This is a genomic window from Pseudoalteromonas sp. bablab_jr011 (assembly GCF_016464045.1).
GTDB classification, from domain to species: Bacteria; Pseudomonadota; Gammaproteobacteria; order Enterobacterales; family Alteromonadaceae; genus Pseudoalteromonas; species Pseudoalteromonas lipolytica.
Genome location: NZ_JACDWU010000323.1, coordinates 1 through 253, shown reverse-complemented (window position 1 = coordinate 253; position 253 = coordinate 1). Strand labels below are relative to the sequence as shown.

Below are 253 nucleotides of genomic sequence, written 5' to 3'. Positions count from 1 at the left end.
TTCTAGCGTTATGGCATTGGGCTAAAAGGCGTCATCCAACAAAATCAAAAACTTGGATCGCCATGAAGTACTTTATCAACCGTCGAGGCCAATGGCAATTTCACGGTTGGCAGAAGAGCATGAATATGGATTGTCAGTTTACTCTATTTCAAATAGCTAAGGTGCCAATAGAGAGACATGTGAAAATCAGGAGTGAAGCTACGCCTTTTGATCCTTTATACCAAGAATACTTGGCAAAGAGAAAAGCAAAGAG

Annotated in this window: 1 pseudogene; it reads left to right on the top strand. The window is 40.7% G+C overall.

The window, feature by feature from the left end:
- Positions 1-253, top strand: a pseudogene (locus tag JIG41_RS23350) (group II intron reverse transcriptase/maturase); the annotation flags it as partial.